Origin of the sequence: Rhizobium sp. 10PS4 (assembly GCF_032464805.1) — a bacterium.
In the GTDB taxonomy this organism is placed as follows: domain Bacteria; phylum Pseudomonadota; class Alphaproteobacteria; order Rhizobiales; family Rhizobiaceae; genus Rhizobium; species Rhizobium laguerreae.
This window is the reverse complement of the sequence record NZ_JAWDIW010000006.1, coordinates 136,108-161,023: the sequence shown is the minus strand read 5'-3', so window position 1 is coordinate 161,023 and position 24,916 is coordinate 136,108. Positions and strand designations below refer to the sequence as shown.

Here is a 24,916-nt window from a genome sequence, read left to right as displayed (position 1 = left end):
AAAAGGAAGGTTAATAAGTTCCTTCCAGCCGTATCGTTCCGATACGACCCCTTGGGATAAATCGCTGCACTTTCAATGAGTTCTGGCAGTGAGAAAAATCTTTGCCAATTTAGGGGAGGTGCTCTGAAGCGCGTCGCAATCTTTCAGATCGCTGCTGGCGCTTTAGGCTTTATTTCCACGCATGTCGTTGTCGCAAAACCGCCGCACAGTTTTGCGCGACATGCTTTTAATGCGCCTCGTCCCAATTGGTGGCGGCGCGGGCATCGACCCTCAGCGGCACGCGCATTTCCAGCGCCGGCATGGTGGCGTTTTCCATGACCGAGACGATGACCGGCATCGCCTTTTCGACATCCTCGTCCTCGACCTCGAAGATGAGTTCGTCATGCACCTGCAGCAGCATGCGAACGCGATCGGCAAGGCCGACTTCAACAAGCGCCGGCTCTATCTTGATCATCGCCCGGCGGATGACGTCGGCAGCCGAGCCCTGGATCGGCGCGTTGATCGCCGCACGCTCGTTAAAGGCGCGCACGGATGGATTGGAAGAGCGGATTTCGGGATAGTTGATGCGGCGGCCGAAGATCGTTTCGACGTAACCCTTGTCGCGCGCCATGGCCTTTCGGCTTTCCATATAGTCGCGGATGCCGGGGAAACGCTCGAAATACTTCTTGATGTAGTCGCCGGCTTCCGAACGCTCGATCGAAAGCTGATTGGCAAGCCCGAAGGCCGAGATGCCGTAGATGATGCCGAAATTGATCGCCTTGGCGCGGCGGCGCACCTCGCCCGGCATACCTTCCACCGGCACGCCGAACATTTCCGACGCCGTCATGGCGTGGATGTCGACGCCATCTTCGAAGGCCTTGGTCAGTTGCGGGATCTCGGCCACATGGGCAAGCACGCGCAGTTCGATCTGGCTGTAGTCGGCAGAGATCAGCTTGTGGCCAGGCGTCGAGATGAAGGCGGTGCGGATCTTGCGGCCTTCGGCGGTGCGCACCGGAATGTTCTGCAGGTTCGGCTCGGACGAGGACAGGCGCCCCGTGGTCGTCGATGCCAGCGAGTAGGAGGTGTGGACCCGCTTTGTCTCGGGGTGAACGTAACCCGGAAGTGCGTCGGTATAGGTGGATTTCAGCTTGGTGACCTGGCGCCAGTCGACGATCTTGCGCGGCAATTCGAAACCGGCGGCGGCCAGATCCTCGAGCACCTGCGCGGAGGTGGACCATTGGCCTGTCTTCGTCTTGTTGCCGCCGGCAAGGCCCATCTTGCCGAACAGGATATCGCCCAGCTGCTTCGGCGAACCGATATTGAAGCGCTCGCCGGCCAGCACGTAAATCTCGTCCTCCAGCCTTGCTGCACTCTGGGCCAGCTCGCCGGAGAGGCGCGACAGGATCTGCCGGTCGACGGTGATGCCGCGCGCTTCCATGCGCGCCAGCACCGGCAATAGCGGCCGCTCCAGCCGTTCATAGACGCTGGTCAATCCCGCCGCCGCCAGACGCGGCTTCAGCACCAGCCAGAGGCGCAGCGTCACCTCGGCATCTTCGGCGGCATAGTGGGTGGCGCGGTCGATATCGACCAGATCGAAGGTGACGTTCGCCTTGCCGCTGCCCGCCACGTCCTTGTAGGGGATCGGGGTATGGCCGAGGAATTTTTCCGAGAGCGGGTCCATGCCATGCGCGCCGGTGCCGGCATCGAGCACGTAGGAGATCAGCATCGTGTCGTCGAAACTCCTGGTCTCGATGCCGTAGCGCTTCATCAGCAGGTAATCGTATTTCAGGTTCTGGGCGACCTTGAGAACCGATTCGTCTTCCAGCAATGCCTTCAGCCGTGGCAGGGCATCGCCCATGGGAATCTGGTTTTCGGCAAGGCCGCCGCCGAGCAGATCGCCGACGCCGTTCTTATGGACGAGCGGCACATAGGCGGCGCGGATCTTCGTGCCGGTGGGATCAGCCGTATTGTCGGCGATCGCCAGCGAAAAGCCGACAAGCTCGGCCTGCATCGCATCCAGCGAGGTGGTCTCGGTATCGAAAGCAACGAGGCCGGTGGCGCGCGCATCGGCAATCCAGCGGTCGAGCGTCGCCAGATCGCGGATCGTGGCATAGGTCGAATGATCGAAGGGCAGCGTCGCGAAGGCCTCGGCCCGCGCCTTGGCAAGATCGGCGGGCGAAAAGGCGCCTTCGACCGCGGTCTTCGCCTTTGCACGCGGCGGCACCGGCACGGATTCGCCGGAAACATCGGGGATGCCGCCGGCAACGGGCTCGGGCTCGGCCGCATCGAGATCCGGGCCGCGGGCCGTCTCACCCCATTCGATGCGGACGATCGCCGGTTCGATGGCGCTCGCATCGCAATCGCAGGCTTCGGCGACGCGGCGCGTCAGCGTGGTGAATTCCATCGTCTTCAGGAAGCCGATCAGCTTCGGACCGTTCTGCGGTTCAAGCACCAGCCCGTCGAGATCGAGATCGAGCGGCACATCGGTGCGCAGCCGCACGAGATCGCGCGAGAGCCTGGCCATGTCGATATTGGCGAGGATCGTCTCGCGGCGCTTGACCTGCTTGATCTCGGTGGCGCGTTCGAGCAGCGTATCGAGATCGCCGTATTCCTCGAGAAGTTGGGCGGCGGTTTTCGGGCCGATGCCGGGAATGCCGGGAACATTGTCGACCGAATCGCCGGTCATCGCCTGCAGGTCGATCATCTTTTCCGGCGGCACGCCCCATTTCTCGATGACATCGGGAATGCCGATCTGCTTGTCCTTCATGCTGTCATACATATGGACATTGGGGCTGACGAGCTGCATCAGATCCTTGTCGGAGGAGACGATGGTGACATCGGCGCCGGTCGCTTCGGCCTGGCGGGCATAGGTGGCGATGATGTCGTCGGCCTCGAAGCCTTCGGTCTCGATGCAGGGCAGATTGAAGGCGCGGGTCGCCTCTCTTATAAGGCCGAATTGCGGGATGAGTTCTTCCGGCGGCGCGGAGCGGTTCGCCTTGTAGGCGTTGTAGAGATCCTTGCGAAACGTCTTGGCGGAATAATCGAAGATGACGGCAAGATGCGTCGGGGTCACACCGACATCGGTATTGCGCGCGTCCCTCAGCAGCTTCCACAGCATGTTGCAGAAACCGGACACGGCGCCGATCGGCAGGCCGTCGGTCTTGCGGGTCAGCGGCGGCAGTGCATGAAACGCCCGGAAGATGAATCCGGAACCATCGACTAGGAAGAGGTGATCGCCTTTTTTCATGCGTGCATGGATAGCGCGGGCATGGGACGAGGTCCATATGGAGTTCGGCATAAAGTTCGGCGCGCGAAAAGGATTATGGCGCTCGGAGCGCTACGTCGCCGCGCGCATTTTCGGACGTGCAAAGGACGCTGGGCACTTGGCGTTGCTGCATAATTTTATCCTTCCATCGATTCCGATCTCAGGAATTGTGCGGCAGGGATTCCGGCTCACCAAACTGTTACCGATTTGTAACGATGGCCCTCCCTTGAAAAACCACATTCTAAGGCACAAATCCATGTCACCGGCGCTTGATTGCGCCGCGGGTCTGATTACCGGCTTGTCCCCCGCCGCGTCAGGCTTGGACAAAGGCCTTATCCCCCTCTCCGGGCCTTTGTCCCCACTTTAAAGTCGCCATGGCCAACCTCCAGGCCATGGCGATTTTTGTTTTTTCGAGACACTCGAAATTCTGATCGCCGCTTGCATGTTATGGAGCATCGTATGCGATTTGCTGCATTGTCTCCGGCATGGTTTTGAGCCTAACTTGCAATCATGGGATTTAACCGCATGGATTCGGGAGCCTACCTTGCCAGCCAGCTGGCGAAGGGTTTTGCCCGCTCGCTGCACCAGCGCGCGGTCGGGCTCGGTTTTTCTCCTGGGCAGTTCCCCATTCTGCTGGAACTCTGGGCCGAGGACGGGCTGACCCAGAAACAGCTTCTCGAGCGGGTCGATATCGAGCAGGCGACCATGGCCAATACGCTTTCGCGCATGGTCCGCGACGGCCTAATCGAACGCCGGCCGCATCCATCCGACAAGCGGGCGCAACTGCTCTTCCTGACGCCGAGAGCCCGCGCCATGGAGGCCGAGGCGATCGAGACCGCGCGTGAGGCCGATCTTGCGCTGTTTAAAGGGTTTCGGGTTTTCGAGCGCGAGCTGACGCTTGAATATATCCGCCGGCTTCTGGAAAACGCCAAGGCGCTTTGACCACTGCATAATTCCTTAAATCGGAATCGATTTAAGGGATAAAATTATGCGGCAGTCCACAAAGTGCTACAGCGTCCTTCGCGCGCGTCTGACGCGTCTGAAAAGACGCGCGGCGCTGTAAGATCACTCGCCAGCACCATGTGCGCCTCGCAATGAGGACACGCCGGTTTCGATCTGTGCGGTCAGGACGTTTTCGTGGGCGGCAAGCTTGATACTCGGCTCGATATCCGGCTTGCCGAGTAAAAGGCCCTGCACTTGCGCGCAGCCTTCCTCGACGACAATCCGGCGCTGCATCTCGGTTTCCACGCCCTCCGTCACGACAGGCATTCCGAGGCTATGACCAAGGCCGATGATGGCGCGCACGATCGAGCGTGCCGCCGCATCATGTTCCAGCACGCCGGTGAAACTGCGGTCGACCTTGATCTTGTCGAAAGGGAATGAACGCAGGTTGGAAAGCGAGGAAAAGCCGGTGCCGAAATCATCCATGACGATGTGCACGCCGAGCTTGTGCAGCCGCAGCAGCGTCGTCATCACCCGGTCGCGATCGCGAATGAGGGCCGCCTCGGTGATCTCGAGCTCCAGCCGGCTGGGCGCAAGCCCGGTTTCGGCGAGGATCGCCTCGATCCGCTCGCAGAGGTTCGGCAGCATGAATTGCACCGGCGAGAGATTGACGGCGATCATCAACGGCAGCGGCCAGCGCACAGCCTCCCTGCAGGCCTGCTGCAACACCCATTCGCCGAGTTGCACGATCGAGCCGCTTTCCTCGGCGATCGGGATGAAGATATCGGGCTCGGTCAAGCCGTGACCTGGCCGGTTCCAGCGCATCAGGGCCTCGTAGCCGCCGATCTCGCCGCTCAGCGCATCGAGGATCGGCTGATAGCTGACATGGATCTGGTTGCGGATGATTGCATGGCGCAGTTCGCTTTCGATCTGGCGGCGGTTCCGTGCCGTCTTATCCATTTCCGCGTCGAAGAAACAGACCTTGCCGCGACCGTCATGCTTGACGCGGTAGAGTGCAGTATCGGCATTGTTGCAGAGTTCTTCAGCAGCAGCCCCATCCGCAGGATAGAGTGCGATGCCGAGGCTGACGCCGACGGCGGTCGGGTCACGCGCCGTGTCCATCTCGGCGGCGAATTCGCCGAGGATATCAGCCGCAAGCTTTTGCGCCGCCGCCGGCTGCTGCCCGGCGGGCTGAATGATGGCGAATTCATCGCCGCCGAGGCGGGCGACCGTATCGCTCTCATCGGCCACGCGGCGCAGGATCGAGGCGACCTTGCGGAGAATGCGGTCGCCTTCGGCATGACCGAAGATATCGTTGACGGCCTTGAAGCGATCGAGGTCGAGATAGAAGAGGGCAACCTCGCTGTTCTTTCGTCCAGCCATCTGCAGCGCCTGCCGGATGCGGGTATCGAACAGCGACCTGTTCGGCAGATCGGTGAGGACGTCGTGGTGGGCGAGATGCTCGATCATCTCCTCGGCCTGCCTGCGCTCGGTGAGATCACGCACCGCCAGCACCTCGCAATTGTGCCCGCGATAGACGATCCTGCTCGCGGTCACTTCGACGGCGATCTCCCTGCCGTTCCTGGTGTTGAGCAGCGTCTCGCTGGGTCTGTTCTGCCCAGTCCCTTGAATAGCGGACAAAACAGCCAAAGGCGCCTTGCCGGCAAGATCGGCAAGTTTCCAGCCGGAAAGCCCCTGGAAACGTTCATTGGCATCGATGATTCGGCCTTCCCGCAGGATCAGCAGCCCTTCCTGCGAGGCATTCGCGAGCCCCCTCAGATCCGTCAGGTGGCTTTCGATAAAGACCGCTGCGAGCGCAATGAGAATGAGCGTCGTCGCCGCTACAACGACGATCGCAGCAAGCAGGCTGGCATCGAGCACCGTTGCCGGAACCTCTTTGCCGGGATCCGGCACGAGCGTGATGCTGGCCATCGAGATGAAATGGAGAGCGCAGATCGCGAGGACAAAAGTGATTGACGAGGCGAGGAGCCGCCTCAGTCCCTTCAATTGGAAAAAGGCGTGGAAGGCGGCGCTCGACAACAGCGCTCCTGCGAGAACCGCACTCAGCGTCATGAAGGGATCATAAAGGATTGCCGCCTGCGTTTCGATCGCCTGCATGCCGGTCAGGTGCATGGAGGCGATGCCGAGCGCCATCAGGACGCCGCCGCGGATGTGAGAAAACCTGCCGCGGCTTTCCGAAGCGACGAGGATCGCCGCCCACGAACCGACAACCGACAGGAGGAAAGAAAGCGTTGTCAGGCCCAGTTGGTAGCCGATCGGCATGCCGCCATCATAGGCCAGCATCGCGATGAAGTGCGTTGCCCATACGCCGGTGCCGAAAGCAAAAGCCGCAGCGCCGATCCAGAGCTTGCGCCGCCCGGCATCGCATTCCTGGGCGCGAGAAAGCAGCAGCATAGCCGCCATAGCGCCGACCAGGCAGACCGCGGCCGCCACAAGCACCAGCCGCCAATCGTGGTTGTCCCGAATACATGTAATGACCGAAAACATCCGAACCTCGCACAGCTGAATTCGGTCAGGCTATTTAGGTTGTGCTAAATAACTGTAAATTGAATTAGAATTCTCTTTTATATTATCCAGCAAACCTTCCTGATATTAATCTATTCCCGGCCGGCATTTCGCGCCGCCGATTTTTTGTTTTTCCGCCTCGCCTGCCTTTCTGGTTTGGTCTATCGTCCGGCCGAATCTCAAAAAGGAGTCGAAAATGACCGATGTAAGCCAGGTGCTTGCGCGCGCGGACCAGAACCTTTCATCGAGCCTCGACAAGCTGTTCGAGCTTCTGCGCATCCAGTCGATTTCCACCGATCCCGCCTATAAAGCCGAATGCCGGAAGGCCGCCGAATGGCTCGTCGCCTATCTCGGGACGCTCGGCTTTACTGGCTCGGTCCGCGACACGCCCGGCCATCCGATGGTGGTCGCCCACCATGCCGGCGCTTCCGCCGATGCGCCGCATGTTCTCTTCTACGGCCATTACGACGTTCAGCCGGTCGACCCGATCGAGCTCTGGGAAAACGACCCGTTCGAGCCATCGATCAAGGATGTCGGCGAGGGCCGCAAGATCCTGACTGGCCGCGGCACCTCCGACGACAAGGGCCAGTTGATGACCTTCGTCGAGGCTTGCCGCGCCTATAAGGAGATCAACGGCGCGCTTCCCTGCCGCATCACCATCCTCTTCGAGGGAGAAGAGGAATCCGGCTCGCCGTCCCTGAAGCCCTTCCTCGAAGCCAATGCCGCCGAGCTCAAGGCCGATTATGCGCTGGTCTGCGATACCGGCATGTGGGACCGCGACACGCCGGCAATCGCTGCAGCGCTGCGCGGCCTCGTCGGCGAGGAAGTGATCGTGACGGCCGCCGACCGCGACCTGCATTCCGGTCTCTTCGGCGGCGCGGCAGCCAATCCGATCCATATTCTCGTCGAGGCTCTTGCCGGTCTGCATGACGAGACGGGCCGCATTACGCTTGACGGTTTCTATGACGGCGTCGAGGAAACGCCTGAAAACATCAAGGCGTCATGGGAGACGCTCGGCAAGACCGCGGAGAGCTTCCTCGGCGAAGTCGGCCTTTCCATTCCATCGGGCGAAAAAGGCCGCTCGGTGCTGGAACTCACCTGGGCGCGGCCGACCGCCGAAATCAACGGCATCTGGGGCGGATATACCGGCGAAGGCTTCAAGACGGTGATCGCCGCCAAGGCTTCGGCGAAGGTTTCGTTCCGCCTCGTCGGCACGCAGGATCCGGCCGCCATTCGCGAGGCTTTCCGCAGCTATATCAGCGCGAAGATTCCCGCCGATTGCTCGGTCGAGTTCCATCCGCATGGCGGCTCGCCGGCGATCCATCTCTCCTATGATTCGCCTGTTCTCACCAAGGCGAAGAACGCGCTTTCCGACGAGTGGCCGAAACCCGCCATCGTCATCGGCATGGGCGGGTCGATCCCCATCGTCGGAGACTTCCAGAAGATGCTCGGCATGGAATCGCTGCTCGTCGGCTTCGGCCTCAGCGACGATCGCATCCACTCGCCGAACGAGAAATACGAGCTCGTCTCCTACCACAAGGGCATCCGCTCCTGGGTGCGGATTCTTCAGGCGCTCGCTGCCTGAACTGAAGTGGCACGCCTTGCATGCCGGCGTGCCAGCAAAGGCGCACAACAAAAAGGCCGGTTCGACCCGGCCTTTCGTCATCCGCTCATCTCAGTGCCAGTTCATCCGTGGTCAAGGAGCAAGCGGGTATTGCAGTGAGACTGCCGCCGAAAGGTTAACGGGCCGTTAACTGTATCGGCCCTTGCCGGAAGCACCACTCGCGGCTCCAGGAGCGATGACCGACATGTCGCCGTTCAAGCTACGTTCATCGCGAGCGACTATAAGCCATTGAAAGATAAGATGAATGATACCGCCCTAAACACCTGGGGGCGATCGCTCTATCTTTTGTTTCAGTGGCATATGCCAAGGAAACGCGGCCAAGCGCTGCCTGAAAAACGTGCCAACAAGGACTGAGAAGCGTGAAAAATCTCTTTGTTAAAATCGCAGCCGCCGGCCTGCTTATACTGGCTCCCGCCATAGCGCAGGCTGCCGAGGGCTACTCGACGGCGAATGTCAACATGCGTGCCGGTCCGAGCACCCGATATCCTGCCGTTGCCGTCATACCCGCCGGTTCTTCCGTCGAGATCCGCGGATGCCTTTCCGACGTCAACTGGTGCGATGTCGAATTCTACGGCGGCCGCGGCTGGGTTTCCGGCCAGTACGTGCAGGCCCTCTACCAGCAGCGCCGCATCTATGTCGGCCCGCAATATTACCGTCCGCTCGGCATTCCGGTTATCCGCTTCAGCGTCGACAATTACTGGGACCGCTATTATCGCAACCGTGATTTCTATCGCGACCGTGACCGCTGGAGCCGCGGCCCGGATTATTACTACCGCGACCGCGACAATCGGGATCGGGATAACCGGGATCGCGACCGCAACTGGCGCGAGCGGGATGGCAACCGCGATGGGCGCGACCGAGATCGTGACTGGCGCGACGACAATCAAAGGGACGATCGGCAAAGAGGTGAACGGCAGAGGGACGACCGGAGAGGCGATGATCGCAGGCCGGACCGCAGGGATTTTGATTGCCGCCCCGGCGATCCCACCTGCGACGAATGAATAGAAAGGGGCGGCCGCGCCGCCCTCCAAGTTTGCCAAGCCAAGGGCAAACATCCAAGAAAAAGCCCGGCGCTCCCTTGGGAGGGATGCACCGGGCCTGATGTCGATCGGCACGCGTTGAGGGGAGACGGCCGATCATTCGCGGGACGTGAGGGGCTGTCCCGCTTCTTCATAAACAATCGCGAAGCCTATTGGTTCCACCTGTTGCATAATTCCTTGAAGCAGAGCCGATTTGAGGAAACAAAATGTGGCAATTCAATGTGTTGCAGCATTTTTTATGTTTCTCGAAAAGACGCCCGGCACTGAAAAATGCGTCATATCATCAGTGATTCACGTGACGCACTTCAGGTCTTTTTTTCATGAGGCGTGCGGCTTGGCCGGTGAGCGCAAGACAGGAACCCCGGGGGAAGCATCGATCCTCGAATGCGGTCACCGACAATTTGATGTGAGGCCATCATGATGCTCTTGTTTTGCGGGATTGTTTATTGCATTTTTGTGAAGTTGCGGATCAATCTTGATCCGTTCGAGGCTGGACCCTGATGACGCAAGACTACCTGGCTTTCTTCGGGCTTTTCGCCCCTCGGGCGGCCGCCACAGATATTACCGTTTGGCATAAACACAACCCTATCCTACCTGTGCGCCTCACCGATGGGGCTAACCTCAACCCTTCCGGCCAGATCTGGCGCCGCTTTCACCTGGGCGAGTGGGAATATAAGCAGGACCCGGAAACGCTCGACGATTACGAAGCCCGCCAGTTTTGACAAGCGGCGCGATCTCCTTTGCTTTCCATTATTAACACCCCGTTAAATCGCCGCATTTACAGTTCAGTCGGATGATCACGGCGGCACTCAAAGTGCTCCAGCGTCCTTTGCGCGCCTGAAAAGACGCGCGGCGCTGGAGAAGAGCGCCGTTATGCGAAGTTGGCTTCGCGATCGAACATGGGGTGTGACCGGTCCGCGATGGCAGGCAGAGGCAGATCAGGCGACAGAATAGAACCCTCCTTCAGCGGCCGCCCGGCACGCGACGATGATGAATTCTCGCTCGATGCCGACGATCGCATCGCCGGAGGCCGATCTCCGCGCCGCGGCAACTCGAAACCCCCGCCGCAGCGTCCCGCCCCCCGGCGGCGGCGCGAGCCGCGGGAGCGTGAAGGCGGCGGATTGTTCGGCTTCATGCGCCGCATGATCTACTGGTGCGTCGTGCTTTTCATCTGGGCCGGCATCGGCGTTGCCGGGCTTGTGGTCTATTATGGCTCGCGCATGCCGAGCGCCAGCACATGGGCGATCCCGGAGCGGCCGCCGAACGTCAAGATCACCGCTGTCGACGGCAGCGTCATTGCCAATCGCGGCGCCACCGGCGGCGAGGCGCTGTCGCTCGAAAACATGTCGCCCTATATTCCGGAAGCCGTCATCGCCATCGAGGATCGGCGTTTCTATTCGCATTTCGGCGTCGACCCGCTCGGCCTCGGCCGGGCGATCGTGACCAATCTCACGGCTGGCCACATGGTCCAGGGTGGCTCGACGCTGACGCAGCAGCTTGCCAAGAACCTCTTCCTCTCGCCTGAAAGAACGCTGGAACGCAAGGTGCAGGAGGTGCTGCTGTCGCTGTGGCTGGAGCAGAACTACACCAAGGACCAGATCCTTGCGATGTATCTCAACCGGGTGTTCTTCGGATCGAACGCCTATGGCGTCGAGGCAGCCTCGCGCCGCTACTTCAACAAATCGGCGCGTGACGTAAACCTCGGCGAGGCCGCGGTGCTCGCCGGCCTGCTCAAGGCGCCGTCGCGGCTTTCGCCGGCCCGCGATGCGGAAGCTGCGAATGCACGCGCCCAACTCGTGCTCGCGGCGATGCGCGAACAGGGTTTCATCACCGATTCCGAGGTCAAGACGGCGATGTCGCAGACCCCGGCTTCGGCCAAGAGCTACTGGTCGGGCGCCGGGCACTATGTCGCCGACATGGTGATGGACGCGCTGCCGGGTCTGATCGGCGACGTCAAGGAAGACGTCATCGTCGATACGACCATCGACAAGTCGCTGGAAAAGAAGGCCGAGCAATCGCTGGTCGACGTACTCGACAAGGAGGGCGGCAAGCTCGACGCCTCGCAGGCGGCCCTGGTCTCGATCGACGGCACCGGTGCGATCCGGGCGCTGGTCGGCGGCAGGGACTATGCGACGAGCCAGTTCAACCGCGCCGTCAAGGCCAAACGCCAGCCGGGTTCCTCGTTCAAGCCCTTCGTCTATGCCGCAGCACTCGAGAAGGGGCTGACACCCTATTCGGTGTTTAACGACGCGCCGATCCGGATCGGCGACTGGACGCCCGAAAATTACGAGAAAAAATACAATGGCGAAGTGACGCTGGCGACCGCGCTTGCCAAGTCGCTGAACACGGTGGCCGCCCAGCTGGTGATGTATGACGGGCCGGATCAGGTGATCAAGCTTGCCCACCGGCTCGGCATCGAAAGCGAGCTGCAGCCGAACGCCTCGATCGCCCTCGGCACGTCCGAGGTGTCGCTGATGGAACTCACCGCCTCCTATGCCGCCTTCATGAACGGCGGCTACAAGGCGACGCCGCACGTCATTCGCCGGGTGACGACCGCCGAGGGCAAGGTTCTCTACGAAAATACCTATGACAGCCCGCCGCGCGTGCTGTCCGAGCAGATCGTCGCCCAGATGGATGCGATGATGATGGGTGTCATCGACAACGGCACCGGCAAGAGCGCCAAGATCCCCGGCTGGCAGGCGGCGGGAAAGACCGGCACCACCCAGAATTCGCGCGACGCGCTCTTCGTCGGCTTCACCAGCAATCTCACCACCGGGGTCTGGTTCGGCAATGACGACGGCAAGCCGATGAAGAAAGTGACCGGCGGCGGCTTGCCGGCCAAGGCCTGGAAGGAATTCATGATCGCCGCCCACAAGGGTCTTTCGCCGGCACCGCTCTTCGGCAACGGCCAGTTGATCGCCGATCCGAACAATGGTCAGCCGATGGCGCAGGCACCGGCCGATGGGCAGCTGGGCAGCGGACAACCGATGACGGCCGAGGCGCCGCCGTCGACGATCGGCGGCATCATTTCCGGCGTCTTCGGCGGTGACGACAATGCAAACCGCTATCCGCAAGCGCCTGCCCGGCAGCAGGCGGCGAGCTCCGGCAATGGCCCGGTTCCTCCTGCAGACATTGCCGAAGGCGGGGGTTCGAACTATGAGGGCATGGTTCCGCCTGGGGATGTCGGGGGCGCGCAGACGACCTCTTCCGTCCAGCCGCGGCGCACGACGCTGCTCGATCTGATCATGGGCCAGTGAGATCTTTGCTACATGCCCGGCGCACGCCCGATGCTCTAAAGCGCGCCATGATCTTTCGGATTCGCGCCTCGCGCTTGAGCTCCTTGTTTTACGCATGTCGGTGTCGCAAAAACGCTACACGGTTTTGCGCGACATGCTTCAGAAATCGGCCGGTTTCCGGACATAGGGCGACCTCTTTCCCGGCTACTGTCAAAATTGAATGCAACACATTCGTTTTGCTGGATTCCGGGCCATTTCTCGCCTTGCAGTCCAGAAAACCGCTCCTTATATACGCCGCATCACCGCAATCACGATTGCGTAATCTTAAGTAGACCCATCCCGTAAGGGGCTGTCAGGGAAATGCCTTCTCGGGGTTCCCACAGCTTGCTTCAAGGAGAGAATGACATGGCAAAAGTAATTGGTATCGACCTCGGAACGACGAATTCCTGCGTCGCAGTTATGGACGGCAAGGACGCGAAAGTCATCGAGAACGCGGAAGGTGCGCGTACGACCCCTTCCATGGTGGCATTTTCCGATGATGGCGAACGCCTCGTCGGCCAGCCGGCCAAGCGCCAGGCAGTCACCAACCCGACGAATACGCTTTTTGCTGTCAAGCGCCTGATCGGCCGCCGCTACGAAGATCCGACCGTCGAGAAGGACAAGCACCTCGTTCCCTTCACCATCGTCAAGGGCGACAATGGCGACGCCTGGGTCGAAGCCAATGGCAAGGGCTACTCGCCCGCACAGATTTCCGCGATGATCCTTCAGAAGATGAAGGAAACTGCCGAATCCTATCTCGGCGAGAAGGTCGAGAAGGCCGTCATCACCGTTCCCGCCTACTTCAACGACGCGCAGCGCCAGGCTACCAAGGATGCCGGCCGCATAGCCGGTCTTGAAGTCCTGCGCATCATCAACGAGCCGACTGCTGCGGCCCTCGCCTACGGTCTCGACAAGAAAGAAGGCAAGACGATTGCCGTCTACGACCTTGGCGGCGGCACCTTCGATATTTCGATCCTCGAGATCGGTGATGGCGTCTTCGAAGTGAAGTCCACCAACGGCGATACCTTCCTCGGCGGTGAAGACTTCGACATGCGTCTCGTCGAATATCTCGTTGCCGAGTTCAAGAGAGACAACGGCATTGACCTGAAGAACGACAAGCTTGCCCTGCAGCGCCTCAAGGAAGCTGCGGAAAAGGCAAAGATCGAGCTTTCGTCCTCGCAGCAGACCGAAATCAACCTGCCGTTCATCACGGCCGACGCCTCCGGCCCGAAGCATCTGACGCTGAAGCTGACCCGCGCCAAGCTCGAAAGCCTGGTCGACGATCTCGTCCAGCGCACGATCGCGCCGTGCAAGGCAGCGCTCAAGGATGCCGGCGTCACTGCTGCCGAAATCGACGAAGTGGTTCTCGTCGGCGGCATGAGCCGCATGCCGAAGGTACAGGAAGTCGTCAAGCAGCTGTTCGGCAAGGAGCCCCACAAGGGCGTCAACCCGGATGAAGTGGTAGCGCTTGGCGCCGCCATCCAGGCCGGCGTTCTGCAGGGCGACGTCAAGGACGTCCTGCTCCTCGACGTGACGCCGCTGTCGCTCGGCATCGAGACGCTCGGTGGTGTCTTCACCCGCCTGATCGAACGCAACACGACGATCCCGACGAAGAAGAGCCAGACGTTTTCGACCGCCGAAGACAACCAGCAGGCCGTGACCATCCGCGTCTCGCAGGGCGAGCGTGAAATGGCTGCCGACAACAAGCTGCTCGGCCAGTTCGATCTCGTCGGTCTGCCGCCGTCGCCGCGCGGCATGCCGCAGATCGAAGTCACCTTCGACATCGACGCCAACGGCATCGTCCAGGTTTCGGCCAAGGACAAGGGCACCGGCAAGGAACAGCAGATCCGCATCCAGGCGTCCGGCGGTCTCTCCGACGCCGACATCGAGAAGATGGTGAAGGATGCCGAAGCCCATGCCACCGAAGACAAGAAGCGCCGCGAGGCCGTCGAAGCCCGGAACCAGGCCGAAAGCCTGATCCATTCCTCGGAAAAGTCGCTGAAGGATTACGGCGACAAGGTTTCCGAGGCCGACCGCACCGCGATCTCGGATGCGATCGCCGCACTGAAAACGGCGTCGGAAGCGTCCGAGCCCGATGCCGACGACATCAAGGCCAAGACCCAGACGCTGATGGAAGTGTCGATGAAGCTCGGCCAGGCGATCTATGAAGCACAGCAGGCCGAAGGCGGCGCTGCCGGCGATGCCTCCGCGGAAAGCGGCGACAATGTCGTTGATGCCGACTACGAGGAAATCAAGGACGACGACCGCAAGAAGTCCGCGTAATCCGCGACGGCGTGGTTATGCTTCAACATCTGATCCGGCTGCTCACCATGGCAGCCGGAAATCCATTTCCGGGGTTTAATCCTTAATGGCAAAAGCGGACTTTTACGAAACTCTGGGTGTAGCCAAGTCGGCGGACGAGAAAGAGCTGAAGAGCGCCTTTCGCAAACTGGCGATGAAATACCATCCGGACAAGAACCCGGATGACAAGGACGCCGAACGGAAGTTCAAGGAAATCAACGAAGCCTATGAGATGCTCAAGGACCCGCAGAAGCGGGCGGCCTATGATCGTTATGGTCATGCGGCCTTCGAGCATGGCGGCATGGGCGGCGGTGGCGGCGGATTTGCTGGCGGCGGTTTCTCCGACATTTTCGAGGATATCTTCGGCGAGATGATGGGTGGAGGGCGCGCGCGCCAGCGCTCGTCGGGCGGCCGCGAACGTGGCGCCGATCTTCGCTACAACATGGAAATAACGCTGGAAGAGGCTTTTTCCGGCAAGACGGCGCAGATCCGCGTTCCGACGTCGATCACCTGCGACGTCTGTTCGGGTTCAGGCGCCAAACCCGGCACGCAGCCGAAGAACTGTGGCACCTGCCAGGGAACGGGGCGCGTGCGCGCGGCACAGGGCTTCTTTTCGATCGAACGGACCTGCCCGACCTGCCACGGCCGCGGCCAGATCATTCCCGATCCGTGTCCGAAGTGCCACGGCCAGGGCCGTGTGACGGAAGAGCGTTCGCTCTCGGTCAATATCCCGGCCGGCATCGAGGACGGCACCCGCATCCGGCTGCAGGGCGAAGGCGAGGCCGGCGCCCGCGGCGGACCGGCAGGCGACCTCTATATCTTCCTGTCCGTCAAACCGCATGAATTCTACCAGCGCGACGGAGCCGATCTCTATTGCGCCGTTCCGATCTCGATGACGACGGCGGCACTCGGCGGCACCTTCGACGTGGCGACGCTCGACGGCACCAAGTCGCGCGTCACCGTGCCCGAGGGCACCCAGGTCGGCAAACAGTTCCGTCTCAAGGGCAAGGGCATGCCGGTGCTGCGTTCGGTGCAGACGGGCGACCTCTACATCCAGATCCAGATCGAGACGCCGCAAAAGCTCACCAAGCGCCAGCGCGAACTGCTTCAGGAATTCGAGCAGCTTTCCTCCAAGGAGAACAATCCCGAATCGACGGGCTTCTTTGCCCGCATGAAGGAATTCTTCGAAGGCTGAGCCGCGATCGACATGCCCATTACGAAAGCCGGGGACGGAAACATCTCCGGTTTTTTTGTTCCCGGAATCTCGATTTGCGACATTCGCCGTCCATGCCGGCGAATCTGTCCCGGATCGATACGGCGGCGGGCGGGACGATGACTTGCGTTAACGCAGCCAGATGATGCCGCTTGCAAGTTTTCCAAATGAATTCAGTCTCTGCCGTCAGTGCATGACCCTGGGAGCCGGAATCGATTTCGGGGGCATGCACCAAATCAAAGTGATAGAGCGTCCTTAGCGCTAGCGGGAACAAACAAACCAAGGGTATCAGCCATGGCGCCAGCCTTTTCCTCTCAGTCCGAAGATGTCGACGTTCTCGCCGGCGCCATCTACACATGGTGCGCCGAGCGCAACATCAAGCTTCGCAGCCAGCAAGGCCTTTCCATTGCCAGCATCGCGATCGACCTCTATCATGCCGGCCACCAGACGCAGGACGATCTGCTGATGGCGCTGCACGAATGCGAGATTCACTGAAGCGCGCGGCATCAAACCTCAATCAGGCGGTCTGCTTCCGGTCTTTGTTCTGATGCAGGTCATCCTCCCAATATTGCTGCACACCCGCAGGCGTCCGGAAGCCATCCAGACCTTGAATAGGTCGTGCTTTCCGTGGGAACCGTGATTGCTGCAGTGGAATCAGGCGGTGGTTTCGGCCGCTTCCCCCGTCATGAGGGTGACGATGGTCTTGACCGCTTCCTTGCCTGCCGGTGAGTTCAGCTTGTCGTAGCTCAGCGCAAGCGCATAGGCGTCGGGGCTGAGTTCGACACGGCTGCCGAATGGCGACATGCCGGCACCCTCGAAGAGAGCAGAGATCTCGACGTCGAGAAAAACCGCGATCTGATGCAGCTTGCTGGCGGAAACGCGGTTCGCCCCCTTTTCGTATTTCTGGATTTGCTGGAAAGTCAGTCCGAGTGCTTCGCCAAGCTCGAGCTGAGAAACACGGCGAAGGGCGCGAAACTGTCTGACGTTGCGACCGACGATAATATCAACCGGATCTGGCACTTCATCACTCTCTTATACATAAACGGTCCGTTTACCATATCGTTTGCACCGGATAACTCAACCCTGCAGTTGCAAAATTCAACCAACTTTTTTTGGGCTTTACGTTACGTCAGTAGCCTTAGAGGATGGCGGCAAACCTTGAATATCCGGCGCTGGAACATTGGCAATGACTGTCGACGGGATCGGTTTGGCTATGCCAGGCCATCTCCGATGGTTGTATTTTTAACCGAATTTCGAAAGTGCCATGGCTGCTGTTCCATCGGGAGGATGTCGGACACAAGGGCTTCGGTCACAGGATCATCTGGAATATATGTCCTGCGTGGCGCCAGCCGCCGCGTCCTGACGTTCGGCAGCGGCGGCGGTACACGATCCCGCGGCCAAAAAGCTGCCAGCCTTGCCATCAGCGCCGCTTCGGCTTAGCTGTCACGCTTTACGATTCCGGACATTCGATGCCGCACAAGGTTTCTCTTTCCCGTCTGAAGCTGACAGACTTCCGCAACTATGTGGCGGCGGCCCTTACCCTTGATGGTCGGCATGCCGTGCTGACGGGAGACAACGGCGCCGGTAAGACCAATCTCATGGAGGCAGTCTCGTTGCTTTCGCCCGGCCGCGGTCTGCGCCGCGCTGCTTATGGCGACATTACCCGCGTCGGCGCGGCCGGCGGCTTTTCGATCTTCGCCGCGCTCGACGGCATGGAGGGCGACGTCGAGATCGGCACCGGCATCGAAACGGGCGAGGAGACCACCGCCCGCAAGCTGCGCATCAATGGCACGACGGCAAAGACTGCCGACGAACTGACCGATCATCTGCGTCTTCTCTGGCTGACGCCGGCGATGGACGGCCTCTTTACCGGCGCCTCTTCCGACCGGCGCCGCTTTCTCGACCGGCTGGTGCTATCGCTCGATCCCGCCCATGGCCGCCGCGCCAGCGATTTCGAGCGCGCCATGCGCAGCCGCAACAAATTGCTGGATGAAGGCCGCTTCGATCCCTCCTGGCTTGCCGGCATCGAGGAGCAGATGGCAAGCCTCGGCATCGCCATGGCGCTCGCCCGGCAGGAGATGCTCGGCCTGCTGACCCGGCTGATCGAGGAAACCCGCGAAACGTCGCCCTTCCCTTCGGCATCGCTGCAGCTCTCGGGCTTCATGGACGGTCAGTTCTCGCGCCCCTCGGTCGACATCGAGGACGACTACGCGGCGATGCTGGCGGAGAGCCGCTACCGCGATGCCGGCGCGGGGCGCACGCTTGAGGGGCCGCACCGGGCCGATCTCATCGTGCATCACCGCGAAAAGGCGATGGAGGCGGAGCGTTGCTCCACCGGCGAGCAGAAAGCGCTGCTTGTCGGCCTGGTGCTTGCGCATGCCCGGCTCGTCGGCAATCTCACCGGTCATGCGCCGATCCTGCTGCTCGACGAGATCGCGGCCCATCTCGACGAGGGCCGCCGCGCCGCGCTCTTCGACCTTATCGACGGGCTCGGCGGCCAGGCCTTCATGACCGGAACGGATCGCGCGATGTTTTCAGCACTCGGCGACAGGGCGCAATTTTTCACGGTGGCCGACGGAAGGGTGTTCGAATGACGGAGGCGGCTTTTCCCGGCGTCGGGCGTCATGATAACATCGGCGCCATGGAACCGCTCAGCCCGGAAGAAATCGCTCGCTATCACCGCCATATCCTGCTGCCCGAGATCGGCGGCGCCGGCCAGCAGAAACTGAAAGCCGCCCGCGTGCTGGTGATCGGCGCCGGTGGCCTCGGTGCGCCGGTCCTGCAATATCTGGCCGCAGCCGGTGTCGGCACGCTTGGGATCGTCGACGACGACCGGGTGTCGTTGTCGAACCTGCAGCGCCAGGTGATCCATGATTCCGGCACGATCGGCGAGCTGAAGACGGAGAGCGCTGCTTTCGCCATCGCCAGGCTCAATCCGCATGTCCGACTGATCCGCTTCGAGGAACGCTTCTGCCCGGAGGCCGCCCGCCGTCAGCTCTCGGGCTTCGATCTGCTGATCGATGGCTCCGACAATTTCGACACCCGTTATGCCGCCGCCGATGCGGCTGATGAAACGCGCATTCCGCTCGTCACCGGGGCCGTCGGGCGGTTCGACGGCTCGTTGACGGTTCTCAAGCCCTATGAAACGGCTGAAGACGGAACGCCCAACCCTAGATATCGTGACCTGTTTCCGGAAGCGCCGCCGGCCGGATTGATTCCCGCATGCGCCGAGGCCGGCATCATCGGCGCGCTGACCGGCGTCATCGGCACGATGATGGCGATGGAGGCGATCAAACTCGTCACCGGCATCGGCGAACCGCTGGTGGGACGGCTGCTGCTCTATGACGCGCTCTCGGCTCGCTTCGACACCATCCGCTACAAACGACGCCGTACGACACAGAGGCAGGCGGGATGAGGATTGTTGGGCTTGATCAGACTTTCACGCGCTGGGATGAACTGCTGACGCTGATCCTTTCCGCCTTCGCCTCCATGAATGGCAGGATCGACCCGCCATCTTCGGCGCTCAAGCTGACGACCGCATCACTGGCCGAAAAGGCCGGGACCGAGATCGGCCATGTCGCCATCGACGGCGAAAAACTGATTGGTTGCCTCTTCCTGCGGCCGGAGGCCGATTGTCTCTATGTCGGCAAGCTCGCCGTTCTGCCTGAGGTGCAGGGCAAGGGCCTCGGCAAACGGCTGCTGGCGATTGCCGAGGAGACCGCTGCGGCGCTCGGCCTTCCCGCCTTGCGGCTGGAAACGCGCATCGAACTCACCGACAATCACGCCGTCTTTGCCGCCTGGGGATTTTCCAGAACCGCCGAAAAGGCCCATCCCGGCTTTGCCAGGACGACGTTCATCGAGATGCGCAAGGTCCTTGCGTCTTGATGCACCTGGCGCGTCTCGATCCTGAGATGCGCTCTAACGCCCTGGCAGTACCCGATTCGGCGGCCTGTGACCGTCGATGAAGGTGCGGATATTGATGATGACCTTGTCGCCCATGTCGATGCGGCCTTCGATCGTCGCCGAACTCATATGCGGCAGCAGCACGACCTTGCCCTCATTGGCGAGCTTGATGAGCCTCGGGTTGACTGCAGGCTCGTTCTCGAAGACGTCGAGCCCGGCGCCGGCGATCCGTCCCTCCCTCAGGCACTTGATCAGCGCAGCTTCATCGACCACGTCGCCGCGCGCAGTGTTGACGAGATAGGCCGTCGGCTGCAGCAGCGCCAGACGACGAGCCGAGATCAGGTGGAAGGTCGCCGGCGTCGACGGACAATTGACCGAAACGATGTCGACGCGGGCAAGCATCTGGTCGAGGCTTTCCCAATAGGTCGCCTCCAGCTCGTCCTCGACGGCCGGATTGACGCGCTTGCGATTGTGATAGTGGATCGACAGGCCGAAAGCCTTGGCGCGGCGGGCCACCGCCGTGCCGATGCGGCCCATGCCGACGATGCCGATCCGCTTGCCGTGAATGCGCCGGCCGAGCATCCAGGTGGGCGACCAGCCTGCCCATTCGCCCGGCTTGTCGGTCAGCACGCGCGCACCTTCGCCGAGCCTTCTCGGAACAGCGAGAATCAGCGCCATGGTCATATCGGCAGTGTCCTCGGTCAGGACGTTCGGCGTGTTGGTGACGGTGATGCCCTTGCGCGCCGCCGCCTCGACGTCGATGTGATCGGTGCCGTTGGAGAAGCTCGCAATCAGCTTCATCTGCGGTCCCGCCTGTTCGATCAGCGCCGCGTCGATGCGATCGGTGACAGTCGGCACCAGCACGTCGGCGGTCTTGACCGCAGCGATCAGCTCGGGAACGGAGCGCGGCGCGTCGTCGATGTTCAGCTCGGCGTCGAAGAGTTCGCGCATGCGGGTTTCGACGGCATCCGGCAGCTTGCGGGTGATGTAGACCTTCGGTTTTTTCTTCGCTGTCATGGCTGCCTGTGGTGCCTTGTTCAGAGGTCTTTAACCAAGAGGGGTGATAATTTTCCCATTCCGGGCATTTTCTACCAGACCCGCACGCGAAGACAAACAAAACTCGTGGTGCAGCCGGGGAATGTCAGAGCCCGGAGCGCGAGCAGGCCGGGCCCGCCCGCGAATTCGAGCAAACGGAAACTTCCATGCGCAGCAAAGTCCTGAAGTCCTGCCTCGCCCTTGCCATCGCTCTGGCTGCATCCATGGGAAGCGTCGAGTTCGCCCATGCGCAGGCGGCCAAGGGGCCAAGCGGACTGCCATTGCCGCGTTTCGTCACGCTGAAATCCAAGCGCGTCAACCTGCGCATCGGTCCGGGAACGGATTACGCCGTGTCGTGGATGTACCTGAAATCCGGCCTGCCGGTGGAGATCATCCAGGAATACGACAATTGGCGCCGCATCCGCGATGCCGACGGCACCGAAGGCTGGGTCAACCAGTCGCTGCTGTCAGGCCAGCGCGCGGCGATCGCCGCCCCGTGGATGAAGACCAAGGGCAAGGGCATCTATGTCAATCTGCGCCGCGAGGCGCAGCCCTCCGCCTCGATCGTCGCGAAGCTCGAACCCGGCGTGATGCTGACGATCGGCGAATGCAACGGCGACTGGTGCCGCGCCGAATCCGACGGCGCCTCGGGCTGGGTGGCGCAATCGGAGATCTGGGGTGCCTATCCCGGCGAAGCCTTCAAATAAGTCCCGCCCGTTTGGCGGCCTCGGAAAGCGAGGTCATCGGGCGCGGGCCGATCTGCTGGATGACGATGCCGGCAGCCAGGCAGCCGAGCTTGCCGCAATCCTCGAGAGAGCGTCCCTGCGTGTAGCCATAGAGGAAGCCGGAAGCGAAAAGATCGCCGGCACCGGTCGTATCGACCACTTCCCTGATCCTGATCGCATCGACGTAAAAACGCTCGCGGCCCTTCAGGATGACGGCGCCATTCTCGCTCATCGTCACGGCGGCGATCTTGCAATCGGCGGCGATTCGGTTCAGCGCCTCCTCGAAATCATCGGTCTCGTAGAGCGACAGCGCTTCCTGGCGATTGGCGAAAACGATATCGACCTTGCCCGAGCGCATCAGATCGAGGAATTCGCCGCGATAACGGTCGACGCAGAAGCTGTCGGACAGCGTCATCGACATTTCACGGCCGTTTTCATGGGCGATGCGGGCACAATCGAGGATCGCTTCCTTGGCGCGTGGCGGATCCCAGAGATAACCTTCGAAATAGGTAACCTTGGCGTCGGCCACGACGTCAGTCTCAACGTCTTCCGGGCCGAGTTCGACGCAAGCGCCGAGATAGGTGTTCATCGAACGCTCGCCGTCCTCGGTGACGAAGATCATCGAACGCGCCGTCGGCGGGAAGGTGCCCTTCGGCCGGGTCTGGTAATGGACGCCCTGGGCGCGGATGTCGTGCGCGAAGATGTCACCGAGCTGATCTTGGGCGACGTTGCCGAAATAGGCAGCCTTGCCGCCGAGGCTCGCCACGCCCGCCGCCGTGTTGCCGGCGCTGCCGCCGGAAGCTTCGAGCGCCGGTCCCATGCGCGAATACAAGAGTTCGGCGCGTTCGGCATCGATGAGGTTCATCGCCGCCTTGGTGATCTGGTTGTCAATGAGGAACTGGTCGTCGCAACGGGCAATGATATCCACGATTGCGTTGCCGACTGTCAGAACATCGAATCTTGTCATGAAATGGGGGGTCCCGGAGTTTGTGATAGCCGGGGTTTGGTATTAGCGAAATTTCCGCGGTTTGGAAGGATAAATGGTGGATGGCTTCTCTATTTCTTCGCAAAAGTGCCGCCTGTTCGTCATGTCCCTGTCATTTTCAATATCTAGAAATACTCGCAGGAAGACCGGCATGAAGCAGCTTTCAGTTGCAGCCGGGCGCACGAGGGATGATCCCTTCGATCTTACCGGCGCGATGCTGACCACGGATGAACTGGCAGCTTCGTGATCCGGATATCCGGCAAAGGCCGGAGCGGAAAAGCGGGCTGTGCCCGCTTTTTTTGCTTTCGGATGCCCGGGCTGCCGGATCGGGCGGCTATTGCCTTTTCATTCCAAGCCGTTTGCTGCTACTGCATAATCCTTAATTCAAAAGTACTACAGCGTCCTTTGCGCCTCTCGAAAAGACGCGGCGCTGTAGAGGTCGTATACTCCCCCGCGCAGAGCAGCCTCCCCTATGTCAGCCATCATTTTCGACGTCCTTCCCGTCTTCATCCTGATTCTCATCGGTTGGGTGATCGTTCGCAGCGGATTGATGGCGTCGAATGTCGGCGAAGCGCTCAGCGAATTCGTCTTCAAGATCGCCGTACCGCTTCTGCTCTTCCGCACCATCGCCGAGGCAGATTTTCATGGCGCCTCGCCCTTCCGCCTCTGGATCGTCTATTTTTCCGGCGTCGCCATCACCTGGACGGCTGGCCATATCGCCGCCACCCGCCTCTTCGGCCGCGACGAACGGATCGGCGTGCTGGCCGGCGTTTCCTCGGCCTTCGCCAACAATATCTTCATCGGCCTGCCGCTGGTCGAGCGGACTGTCGGCGACGAAGGGCTGGTGGCCCTGTCGATCCTGCTTGCCGTGCATCTGCCCGTCATGATGGTCGCCGGCACGGTGCTGATGGAGCATGCCGAGCGCAAGATCGCCGGCAAAAGCGATCGCAGCATGATGCTCGTGCTCCGCCAGATCGCTGTCAATCTCGTGCGCAACCCGCTGGTGATCGGCCTTGCAGCCGGCATGGCCATGCACCTTTCCGGTCTCACCATGCCGACAACGCTGGCAACGGTCGTCGGGCAGATCGCCGGCATTGCCGGTCCGGCGGCGCTGATATCGCTCGGCATGGCGCTGGAGAGATACGGCGTCTCCGGCAATCTCGGCATCGCCAGCGTTACCTCGAGCCTGAAGCTGCTGCTGCTGCCCGGCTGCGTCTGGGCGGCGAGCCATCTGCTCGATCTCAGCCCCGAATGGACGGCAGCGATCGTGCTGACCTCCTCTGTCCCAACCGGCGTCAACGCCTGGCTGATCGCCAATCGCTTCGGCGTCGGTCACAGCCTCGCCGCCTCGACGATCACCGTGACGACGGCGCTGGGCGCCATCACGGTCTCGCTCTGGGCCTATTTCCTCGGCGCCTGAGCTGATATCCGCACCAAAGAAAAGCCCGGCTTGCGGGCCGGGCTTCGATGTCTTGCGATTGTCTGGCGCGCGTTACTGCGTCGCGGCGTTAGGATCCGGCAGCGGTCCCGGCGAATCGGCAAGCGTGTGCAGGTAGAGGATGACGTTGGCGCGCTCCTGATCCTTCGCCAGACCGGCGAAGCCCATGGCGGTGCCCGGAATGTCCTTCTTTGGCGCCAGCAGGAACTTGTTGAGATTTTCGAAGGTCCACTTCTCGCTGCCACCCTTGGAGAAATCCTTCATGGGAGCGGAATAGGCGAAGCCTGCATGCGAGGCGATCGGGCGATCTACGACACCAAAGAGGTTGGGACCGACCTTGTTCGGTCCCCCTTTGGTCCCGTCATGACAGGCCTGACACTTCTTGAAGGCAGTTTCACCGGCCTTGGCATCTGCTGAAGCGAGCAATTGAGCGATCGGAACGGCAACGGCAGGCGCAGCCTCACCGCCAGCAGCGGGCGCCTCTTCGGCAACGATCGCGAAACCTTCCTTTTCCGGTGCTTCGGAATGGAAGATCCCTTCGGACGCGATGGAGACAGACATCAGAACGAAAATCGTTCCGAGCAGCGCCCCAACGGCCGTATTGACGTATGAATTCATCTGCAATGCTCCCCTTGCAGCCGGCAGACCATAAACCGGACCATCTT

At 61.2% G+C, this 24,916-nt stretch carries 19 protein-coding genes; 13 read left to right on the top strand and 6 right to left on the bottom strand.

The features are described 5' to 3' along the window. Positions 1–226: 226 nt before the first annotated feature. Positions 227–3,226: a DNA polymerase I gene (polA, locus tag RWJ89_RS13285; protein WP_316029003.1), complete on the bottom strand. Its 3,000-nt coding sequence runs from the start codon at positions 3,224–3,226 to the stop codon at positions 227–229. Positions 3,227–3,769: 543 nt separating this feature from the next. On the opposite strand from polA, the gene RWJ89_RS13280 reads away from it, so the two are divergent. Next, positions 3,770–4,186, top strand: a complete 417-nt coding sequence (locus RWJ89_RS13280) for a MarR family winged helix-turn-helix transcriptional regulator (protein WP_003544385.1) — start codon at positions 3,770–3,772, stop codon at positions 4,184–4,186. A gap of 123 nt (positions 4,187–4,309) precedes the next feature. Here the strand turns inward: RWJ89_RS13280 and RWJ89_RS13275 are convergent, their stop codons facing one another. Then, positions 4,310–6,694, bottom strand: coding sequence for a bifunctional diguanylate cyclase/phosphodiesterase (locus tag RWJ89_RS13275; RefSeq protein WP_316031022.1), 2,385 nt, complete (start codon positions 6,692–6,694; stop codon positions 4,310–4,312). 214 nt (positions 6,695–6,908) lie between these two features. Here RWJ89_RS13275 and RWJ89_RS13270 point away from each other — a divergent pair, with 214 nt between their 5' ends. The 7 genes from RWJ89_RS13270 (at position 6,909) to RWJ89_RS13240 (ending at position 16,660) form a co-directional block, all read left to right on the top strand. Continuing rightward, entirely contained in the window at positions 6,909–8,297 is a 1,389-nt protein-coding gene (locus tag RWJ89_RS13270; protein WP_221944905.1) for a dipeptidase, read from the top strand. A gap of 398 nt (positions 8,298–8,695) precedes the next feature. Next, positions 8,696–9,337, top strand: coding sequence for an SH3 domain-containing protein (locus RWJ89_RS13265; RefSeq protein WP_316031021.1), 642 nt, complete (start codon positions 8,696–8,698; stop codon positions 9,335–9,337). Between the two features lie 539 nt (positions 9,338–9,876). Continuing rightward, positions 9,877–10,098 carry a hypothetical protein gene (locus tag RWJ89_RS13260; RefSeq protein WP_316031020.1) on the top strand — a complete coding sequence of 74 codons (222 nt, stop codon included), beginning with the start codon at positions 9,877–9,879 and terminating at the stop codon, positions 10,096–10,098. Positions 10,099–10,296: 198 nt separating this feature from the next. Further along, positions 10,297–12,633: a transglycosylase domain-containing protein gene (locus RWJ89_RS13255; protein WP_316031019.1), complete on the top strand. Its 2,337-nt coding sequence runs from the start codon at positions 10,297–10,299 to the stop codon at positions 12,631–12,633. Between the two features lie 384 nt (positions 12,634–13,017). Next, complete coding sequence (gene dnaK / locus RWJ89_RS13250; protein ID WP_027669117.1) at positions 13,018–14,934, top strand: molecular chaperone DnaK; 1,917 nt, start codon at positions 13,018–13,020, stop codon at positions 14,932–14,934. Positions 14,935–15,019: 85 nt separating this feature from the next. Continuing rightward, a complete protein-coding gene (dnaJ, locus tag RWJ89_RS13245) occupies positions 15,020–16,147 on the top strand; it encodes a molecular chaperone DnaJ (RefSeq protein ID WP_017962754.1) in 1,128 nt (375 codons plus the stop codon). A gap of 312 nt (positions 16,148–16,459) precedes the next feature. Then, entirely contained in the window at positions 16,460–16,660 is a 201-nt protein-coding gene (locus tag RWJ89_RS13240; RefSeq protein ID WP_003544370.1) for a hypothetical protein, read from the top strand. Positions 16,661–16,819: 159 nt separating this feature from the next. Here RWJ89_RS13240 and RWJ89_RS13235 read toward each other — a convergent pair whose 3' ends face one another. Further along, positions 16,820–17,185 carry a helix-turn-helix domain-containing protein gene (locus RWJ89_RS13235; RefSeq protein ID WP_017962753.1) on the bottom strand — a complete coding sequence of 122 codons (366 nt, stop codon included), beginning with the start codon at positions 17,183–17,185 and terminating at the stop codon, positions 16,820–16,822. 449 nt (positions 17,186–17,634) lie between these two features. Between RWJ89_RS13235 and recF the strand changes: the two genes are divergently transcribed. The 3 genes from recF to RWJ89_RS13220 are packed head-to-tail and all read left to right on the top strand — an operon-like array spanning position 17,635 to position 20,050. Beyond that, entirely contained in the window at positions 17,635–18,759 is a 1,125-nt protein-coding gene (gene recF, locus RWJ89_RS13230; RefSeq protein WP_020052354.1) for a DNA replication/repair protein RecF, read from the top strand. After that, the gene (locus RWJ89_RS13225; RefSeq protein ID WP_316031018.1) at positions 18,756–19,580 is read left to right on the top strand and encodes a molybdopterin-synthase adenylyltransferase MoeB; all 825 of its coding nucleotides are present in this window, start codon (positions 18,756–18,758) and stop codon (positions 19,578–19,580) included. Before recF ends, RWJ89_RS13225 begins: the two co-directional genes overlap by 4 nt. Then, on the top strand, positions 19,577–20,050 hold the full coding sequence (locus tag RWJ89_RS13220; RefSeq protein ID WP_222062269.1) for a GNAT family N-acetyltransferase: 474 nt from the start codon (positions 19,577–19,579) through the stop codon (positions 20,048–20,050). The genes RWJ89_RS13225 and RWJ89_RS13220 overlap by 4 nt, the downstream gene beginning before the upstream one ends. Before the next feature lie 33 nt (positions 20,051–20,083). On the opposite strand, the gene RWJ89_RS13215 is transcribed toward RWJ89_RS13220, so the two are convergent. Then, a complete protein-coding gene (locus tag RWJ89_RS13215; RefSeq protein WP_011649963.1) occupies positions 20,084–21,085 on the bottom strand; it encodes a 2-hydroxyacid dehydrogenase in 1,002 nt (333 codons plus the stop codon). Positions 21,086–21,270: 185 nt separating this feature from the next. Between RWJ89_RS13215 and RWJ89_RS13210 the strand changes: the two genes are divergently transcribed. Then, complete coding sequence (locus RWJ89_RS13210; protein ID WP_011649962.1) at positions 21,271–21,810, top strand: SH3 domain-containing protein; 540 nt, start codon at positions 21,271–21,273, stop codon at positions 21,808–21,810. Here RWJ89_RS13210 and RWJ89_RS13205 read toward each other — a convergent pair. Continuing rightward, positions 21,803–22,795: an adenosine kinase gene (locus tag RWJ89_RS13205; protein WP_020052350.1), complete on the bottom strand. Its 993-nt coding sequence runs from the start codon at positions 22,793–22,795 to the stop codon at positions 21,803–21,805. The genes RWJ89_RS13210 and RWJ89_RS13205 overlap by 8 nt on opposite strands. A gap of 490 nt (positions 22,796–23,285) precedes the next feature. Here RWJ89_RS13205 and RWJ89_RS13200 point away from each other — a divergent pair, with 490 nt between their 5' ends. Continuing rightward, complete coding sequence (locus tag RWJ89_RS13200) at positions 23,286–24,233, top strand: AEC family transporter (RefSeq protein ID WP_131665373.1); 948 nt, start codon at positions 23,286–23,288, stop codon at positions 24,231–24,233. Positions 24,234–24,305: 72 nt separating this feature from the next. On the opposite strand, the gene RWJ89_RS13195 is transcribed toward RWJ89_RS13200, so the two are convergent. Beyond that, positions 24,306–24,869: a c-type cytochrome gene (locus RWJ89_RS13195; RefSeq protein ID WP_131665456.1), complete on the bottom strand. Its 564-nt coding sequence runs from the start codon at positions 24,867–24,869 to the stop codon at positions 24,306–24,308. Positions 24,870–24,916: the final 47 nt, after the last annotated feature.

Excerpts from the sequence above, each read along its gene's own strand:
- polA (WP_316029003.1), bottom strand. The coding sequence starts at position 3,226 with ATGAAAAAAGGCGATCACCTCTTCCTAGTCGATGGTTCCGGATTCATC.
- RWJ89_RS13280 (WP_003544385.1), top strand. The coding sequence starts at position 3,770 with ATGGATTCGGGAGCCTACCTTGCCAGCCAGCTGGCGAAGGGTTTTGCC.
- RWJ89_RS13275 (WP_316031022.1), bottom strand. The coding sequence starts at position 6,694 with ATGTTTTCGGTCATTACATGTATTCGGGACAACCACGATTGGCGGCTG.
- RWJ89_RS13270 (WP_221944905.1), top strand. The coding sequence starts at position 6,909 with ATGACCGATGTAAGCCAGGTGCTTGCGCGCGCGGACCAGAACCTTTCA.
- RWJ89_RS13260 (WP_316031020.1), top strand. The coding sequence starts at position 9,877 with ATGACGCAAGACTACCTGGCTTTCTTCGGGCTTTTCGCCCCTCGGGCG.
- RWJ89_RS13255 (WP_316031019.1), top strand. The coding sequence starts at position 10,297 with ATGGCAGGCAGAGGCAGATCAGGCGACAGAATAGAACCCTCCTTCAGC.
- dnaK (WP_027669117.1), top strand. The coding sequence starts at position 13,018 with ATGGCAAAAGTAATTGGTATCGACCTCGGAACGACGAATTCCTGCGTC.
- dnaJ (WP_017962754.1), top strand. The coding sequence starts at position 15,020 with ATGGCAAAAGCGGACTTTTACGAAACTCTGGGTGTAGCCAAGTCGGCG.
- RWJ89_RS13240 (WP_003544370.1), top strand. The coding sequence starts at position 16,460 with ATGGCGCCAGCCTTTTCCTCTCAGTCCGAAGATGTCGACGTTCTCGCC.
- recF (WP_020052354.1), top strand. The coding sequence starts at position 17,635 with ATGCCGCACAAGGTTTCTCTTTCCCGTCTGAAGCTGACAGACTTCCGC.
- RWJ89_RS13225 (WP_316031018.1), top strand. The coding sequence starts at position 18,756 with ATGACGGAGGCGGCTTTTCCCGGCGTCGGGCGTCATGATAACATCGGC.
- RWJ89_RS13220 (WP_222062269.1), top strand. The coding sequence starts at position 19,577 with ATGAGGATTGTTGGGCTTGATCAGACTTTCACGCGCTGGGATGAACTG.
- RWJ89_RS13215 (WP_011649963.1), bottom strand. The coding sequence starts at position 21,085 with ATGACAGCGAAGAAAAAACCGAAGGTCTACATCACCCGCAAGCTGCCG.
- RWJ89_RS13210 (WP_011649962.1), top strand. The coding sequence starts at position 21,271 with ATGCGCAGCAAAGTCCTGAAGTCCTGCCTCGCCCTTGCCATCGCTCTG.
- RWJ89_RS13205 (WP_020052350.1), bottom strand. The coding sequence starts at position 22,795 with ATGACAAGATTCGATGTTCTGACAGTCGGCAACGCAATCGTGGATATC.
- RWJ89_RS13200 (WP_131665373.1), top strand. The coding sequence starts at position 23,286 with ATGTCAGCCATCATTTTCGACGTCCTTCCCGTCTTCATCCTGATTCTC.
- RWJ89_RS13195 (WP_131665456.1), bottom strand. The coding sequence starts at position 24,869 with ATGAATTCATACGTCAATACGGCCGTTGGGGCGCTGCTCGGAACGATT.